6 protein-coding genes are annotated in these 6215 nt (G+C 31.9%); all 6 read right to left on the minus strand.

The window, feature by feature from the left end; all coding sequences use genetic code 11:
• Positions 1-161: 161 nt before the first annotated feature.
• The 6 genes from ACESZP_RS17655 to ACESZP_RS17680 are packed head-to-tail and all read right to left on the minus strand — an operon-like array spanning position 162 to position 6026.
• Entirely contained in the window at positions 162-1121 is a 960-nt protein-coding gene (locus tag ACESZP_RS17655) for a glycosyltransferase family 92 protein (RefSeq protein WP_499709909.1), read from the minus strand.
• On the minus strand, positions 1102-2436 hold the full coding sequence (locus tag ACESZP_RS17660; protein ID WP_499709910.1) for a lipopolysaccharide biosynthesis protein: 1335 nt from the start codon (positions 2434-2436) through the stop codon (positions 1102-1104). Before ACESZP_RS17660 ends, ACESZP_RS17655 begins: the two co-directional genes overlap by 20 nt.
• Before the next feature lie 18 nt (positions 2437-2454).
• Entirely contained in the window at positions 2455-3387 is a 933-nt protein-coding gene (locus ACESZP_RS17665) for an NAD-dependent epimerase/dehydratase family protein (protein ID WP_499709911.1), read from the minus strand.
• A 12-nt stretch (positions 3388-3399) separates the two neighbouring features.
• Positions 3400-4314, minus strand: coding sequence for a glycosyltransferase (locus ACESZP_RS17670; RefSeq protein ID WP_499709912.1), 915 nt, complete (start codon positions 4312-4314; stop codon positions 3400-3402).
• A 1-nt stretch (position 4315) separates the two neighbouring features.
• The gene (locus ACESZP_RS17675) at positions 4316-4933 is read right to left on the minus strand and encodes a CatB-related O-acetyltransferase (protein ID WP_499709913.1); all 618 of its coding nucleotides are present in this window, start codon (positions 4931-4933) and stop codon (positions 4316-4318) included.
• Positions 4905-6026: an O-antigen ligase family protein gene (locus ACESZP_RS17680; protein WP_499709915.1), complete on the minus strand. Its 1122-nt coding sequence runs from the start codon at positions 6024-6026 to the stop codon at positions 4905-4907. Before ACESZP_RS17680 ends, ACESZP_RS17675 begins: the two co-directional genes overlap by 29 nt.
• Positions 6027-6215: the final 189 nt, after the last annotated feature.

A 6215-nucleotide genomic window follows, 5' to 3' on the forward strand; every position in this document is an offset into this window, starting at 1 on the left:
GTCTGATATCATAGCTGGTTAACTGACAGCTGCTGAACGGCAGAAATTAAATTTGCGAAAAACTATTGACACTATCTGGTTTACTAAATGATGGCTCACAATCATTAACATTGATATAATTCTTAATAATTCGAAATTGGATTCTCTTTTTATCTGTCGCATTATCGGAATCCTTCCATCGCTCTTTTCAATTGGATTAAGTATTTATATGCATGATAATCTGTTTTCGAACATAATTTTTCATGTCGATAAAAATATTCTAAGTTATGCGGATTGTCTGCAAAATAAACATCACCTTTGCCGGCTTTATCAATGTACTCTTGATACGACTTCGTAAAATAATGATTTATAACAATAGGAAATTCTCCACTATCGGCCCTTTCATACCCGTTACATAAGTGTCCAAAACAATTTACTGGTGGTAAATTATGATTTTTCCATGTTCCCCACAAGTTATGGTGAAACGTCTTATTTTTTAGGCAATTTGGTTCAAACCCAAATGCTGTATTATAAAAGCATTTTCCAACTTCGTCTATTTTTCCCCAGCAAACAATAAAACTCTCCACCACCAAGGTGTCTGCCTCTCTGTCCATTAACCCTGATGTTCCAAAAACATTCCAATTAATTTTCACAGATGGACGATTTCTAAATTGATTTAAAAATTCTTCAATACTATCATACTTTATTGGTACAACAAATTCATCAATATCAATAAAACCTAACCAGGTTGTTTCCTTTGCATACTTTTTTATACAATCTGTATACGCCTCCATTTGTGCCTGATTTTTAGGCCACTGAATTAACGTAACAATACCTAATTTTATATAATCTTCTATAACCGTTTCATAATTATCATCTGAGTTATTATTATACAAGTAAAAATGTTCTATTCCTATAATCCTATGAAACTCAATCCATTCTCTCAGATATTTTCCTTCATTTTTAAAAATTGCACATATGGAAACTTTATATTTCTTTTCTCCCAAATTTACAAATATCGTTTTCATATATAAACCATATAAAATATTTTGTATTGTATATATGATTTGCTTAACTATATACTTCACATTTATCTTTTTAGGTTTATCGTATATATAATATTTACTTTCTGTCTTTATCACACTGTTTCTCCTTTATTTTTCTTAATTCATCATATGAAACAATCGGGCCAACAATTGCGCTTATCGCTATCGCTATTACTGAACCTAATATGACACCCTCAACTCCCATACCTAAATTAACAGCAAAAAAAACAGAAACCGGAATGTTTATGAATGCTTGTACTACAGACGCTATTGTTGTCTCTTTTATTCTTCCAATTCCACTTGTCAATGTTGAAAATGTATGAGAAATCATCAGCAAAATACAATATAATGCTGTATATACTATTAACTTATTAGAAAAATACAATTTTTTTTGTAACCAAATTACAGTAAATGGTCTAAATATAATTCCAGCCATCACCGTTCCGACAGAAAATACGGTTAATATCATCATTGCCCGTTTCAAATTTTTGATAATCCACTTAACATTATTATTTGTATACGCCATTGTATATGCAGACTGTAATGGTACAACTATAACCGCAAAAACTGTACTTATCATAGCAAAATATTTATAACAAAAACTATACGGTGTAACCACATCCGCTCCTAAATATCTCAGAATAATGATATTATCGGTAGAATTCAATATTAAAGCCGCTATATTCGAAATGAATGTTTGTAAACCAAAGGATAAAATTCCTTGTGAATATTTCATATCTGGCTTTTCAATTTTGATTCTGCATTCCGGATACTTTACATATGCCCAAATACTTCCAATAATATTTTTTAGGAATTGACTTATTCCTTCTATTGTTGCTATAACAAGTATTGTTCCGCTTCCTGTCTTACTATATAAAAGCAATCCTAAAATATATATTGCCTGGCCTATAATAGTTAAAGCACTAACTGCACTCGCGTTCTGTACTGCATAAAAGATATTATTCACTAATGAAAAAACAAAATTTATGCATACAAATAATATGGCGATTGCGAATATTAAATTAATATTTTCATTAATATCACCATGAATATTTAATACACTTTTTAAATCTATTATTTTCAAAAAAAATGCAACTACAATAAATGCCACAAATGAAATTGTGCTTAATATTGCATATGAAACACTGATATATTTTTGCGCCTTTTCTTTCTTTTTTTCTGCTAAGCTTTCACTAAGACGAATACGAAGGCCGTTACCAATTCCCAAATCCAAATAATAAATCCAGGATACGATAGATAACAGCGATACCCACACTCCGTATTTTTCTTCTCCCAGACAATTAAGGATCAGTGGAGCCGATATAAGTGATAGCACCATTCCGATACCTTTATATAAAACCGATAATGCTGAGTTTTTAAAGACCTTCTTACTACTATATGTTATCTCCATCTATATTCTCCATATCTGTTATACTATCATCCCTGTATTTTTCATAAATTCAGCCGTTTTCTTTATTCCCTCTTGTAAACATATTGGTTTCAATTTTCCGTAAGCTTTCTCATACCTTCTTATATCTAAATAATTTTCTGGTACATCTGTTGGCCTTGCCGCAATATAATTAACTTTAAGATCTTTTCTCACTGAATTTTTTATGGCTTCTATAACTTCATTTACACTGGTTCCTTTTCCGGAGCCTAAATTAAATACACGAAGTTCACTTTCACCCTCTACTATATTTTTTATTCCTCGGACTGCATCTTCAATATAAATAAAATCTCGGACTACCGTTCCATCTCCATACACTTCCAATATTCCATCTGTCAACGCCTTATATACAAACGTAGTTACTACTCCAAGTTTTCCATTTGGACGTTGGTATGGTCCATACGGATTTGCCAATCGTATGATTCTATAATCCAGCCTTTCCTGATATCTATACAAATATAATAATTTCTCGATTGTAATTTTTTGTATACCATATGATGAAATTGGGTAGGTCACCATATCTTCTTCAACTGGACACTTTCCCTTTTTTCCATATACAGCTCCGCCCGAAGAAATAAATACGATTTTTTTTACCTTTTGTCGAACGCATGCATCTAATAATTTACATGTAACCACAACATTTGCTTCTAACTCTTCCCCTATATTTCGATTTGAATTTCCTGGAATCACTGTAGAGGCTAAATGATAAACAATATCTTGTCCCGCTACTTGAGCATCAAAATCTGCGTCTAATGAAAAATTTCCCACTTTAAAATTAAGCGGCACTTTTAATGCCTTTAATGTTAAAAAGAATTTTTCATCTCTATCAATAACTGTTACTTCATCTGTCAATGACAACTGCAATGCTAAATTTGTTCCGATAAATCCAGCTCCACCTATTAATGCTATTTTCATATTCCCAATCCTTTATTTATGTGCGATTTTATTTTTCACGCGTTTTACCCACCATTTCACGAGTCCCATATCTAATTCACTTTTATTGTAATAGACCTCTATAGCTTCTTTATATCCTGACAAATCATAGGAACATGCTTTTTTTCGTATAATATATCGCCAATACAATCCACTAATGAATTCCAAATTATCCTTCTTAACATTCAAAAATGTTCCAATACTTATACTCTTTTCTCTGTAAAGCTGCAGTATTATACTTACATATTCAACTGCAAATGCGTAAAATAAATTATATTTTCCTTTTTTTGTTTCATCTGTAAGTAGATCTTTCATGATAATTTGATTATCAATAACATACAGCTCTGATTTTCTATTACTGAAAATCAGAGCTGTATGTGGAAATAACGAATTGCACCTTATCGATAAATCAATATTTTCAAAGTCCTCCTTCCATACCGCCGTTCCAGCTGACCATGAGGACCAATACGACATCGCTCGAATATACTCATCAAATGAACTATACATATTATATTGCTTCAACTTTTTGTTTTCACCGTTCATAAAATACGTAATCGGTTTTTTCTCCCGATTTTTTTCTGCGTATTCAACTAAATACTTTAATCCCCCCGGAACAAATTGCATGCGATGATTTACAAATTTAATCAATTGCCCTTTTGCTATCTTAAATGCTTCAATTTGATTTTCAAAACCAATTGCTGTTGTTTTCTTATATATTAAATTTTGATGCAAATCAGAATATTCCTTCATTTTCCAGAAAAATTCTTTATTCTCTCCATTATCTGTTACAACAACTTCAAATAACTCCTCTGCTATTTGTTCTCTGTAAATGCTATCAAGAACAGGAACCACCCATTCAGTTACTCCATTCGTAGGAATACAAAGTGATAAGAATATCGTCGACGTCATCCTATTTCTCCTTTTTTGGCAACCAGTTCAATTGATCTGTATCATTTAATTCGGTATACAAATCATCTACCTGTTTCTTTATCATTTCATTTGTTAATTTACCATAATTTATTTTCACTAATTCCTTTATCATCTTTTCAGGAAATCTATATTTAATAACTTTCGCAGGAACTCCACCCACTATCGCATACGGCGGAACATCTTTAGTGACGACCGAGCCAGCTGCAATAACTGCTCCCTGTCCAATAGTGACGCCTGATAAAATTGTTGCTCCAAATCCTATCCACACATCGTCCTCTATTGTAATATCTCCCTTTGAAATACTTTCCATTTCCGCTGTTTCTAACACCTTCACCTTAAATGGAAATGTCGAAATATGATTTGTATAATGGTCTGCGCTAAGAATAAATGCTACCTGAGGTGCAATAGAACAGAAATTTCCTATACTTAATTTCCCTTGCTCGCCATATTTTAAGACATACAATTCCCCATACGTCATATTCCCAACATTCACAGCATTTTCATCAAACAGCGTTATGGGATATGTTCCATTATGCTTATTATGCTTTCTCCATTTTATCTTATATAAACTAATTTGAATTTCCGAAAGTATACCCATTCTTGTCCCTCATTTCTTGTTTTTGTTCTAATTCTTCAGAACGATATAATGAATATAACGAACAATACAAACATATCTGATATAACGGATATGTCAAATTATTATCTACAGTAAACATTGCAAACATCGATACTATACTAATAATTGTAAAATTGCAGGCATTCTTCCCATACTTTTTCATTGCAATATGTGGTATTAAAATAAAATAATTTCCTGTCCAAATAAAAAACCCCCAAAAGCCTGTCTCAATGTATAATTGCAGAATACTATTGTGCAAATACTCATAATGATTAACCATCCAGTCACCTAATCCTGCCGTCATGTATCTATGCACAAAGCTAAAGCCTTTTCCAAAATACAAAGGTGATATTTCATACATACCATCAAAATATTTCCAAACATATAATCTATCTGATAAGGTACCTTTTCCGGCTAACACCTGATCGAACGCACCCACATGAATACCAACAACATACAAAAAGCTAAATACTATTGTCAAAACTGAAATTATTTTCAATAGTGTAGTTGCATTCTTATTTGTGTACTTTGTCATCAGAATCATCACTATTCCAACTGCAAGGGACAAGATTGCACTTCTCTTTGCGCAGAGCACCATTACGACAAATAATAATCCCGTAAAAAATAAATTCGATTTATTCTTATTCTTTTTAACTAGAAAAATATAAAGATAATACAATATCAGTGGTACTACCGCCACTCCAATGTCGTTTCTTTCAAGTTCTTTCCCTAATAATTGTCTGACTGCACTACCCACGCCCACTTTCTGGATTTTAAAAAGAATGATATATGCATATGCTCCTAATACGGAAAATGTCATTACTTTTATTACACTTTTGTCAAACAATATTATCAATGCAATACTTACAAAAAAGTCAACCACAAGAAACATTGACGTTGTAATTGCCTGTCCTGCCGTTCCTATCTGATCTCCATTTATACTGCATATTAATATTGTATAAAACGAAGTTAAAACAAACGGAATGCAGAACCATACCAAGACCATCCAATATTTGTTCTTTACATGGTTTATATTCTTATATACCCAACCTAAAATTCCTAATAAAGCGACCACGATAAATATCTTTTTTTGCAATTGCAAGCGTCCAGGTATAAATTCTTCTGAAGCATAAGAAATAGCGAGAATAAAGAGAATCGCTCCTATAATTTGCTTTATATATTTTTGTTTAAAAATTCAATCTTCCGAAATTCCTTGATTTTTCAAGGCTTACCGCCTATCAAATATCAAAACCTTATGTATTTT

It is taken from the genome of Candidatus Dorea massiliensis AP6 (assembly GCF_964245105.1).
GTDB lineage: Bacteria > Bacillota > Clostridia > Lachnospirales > Lachnospiraceae > Laedolimicola > Laedolimicola intestinihominis.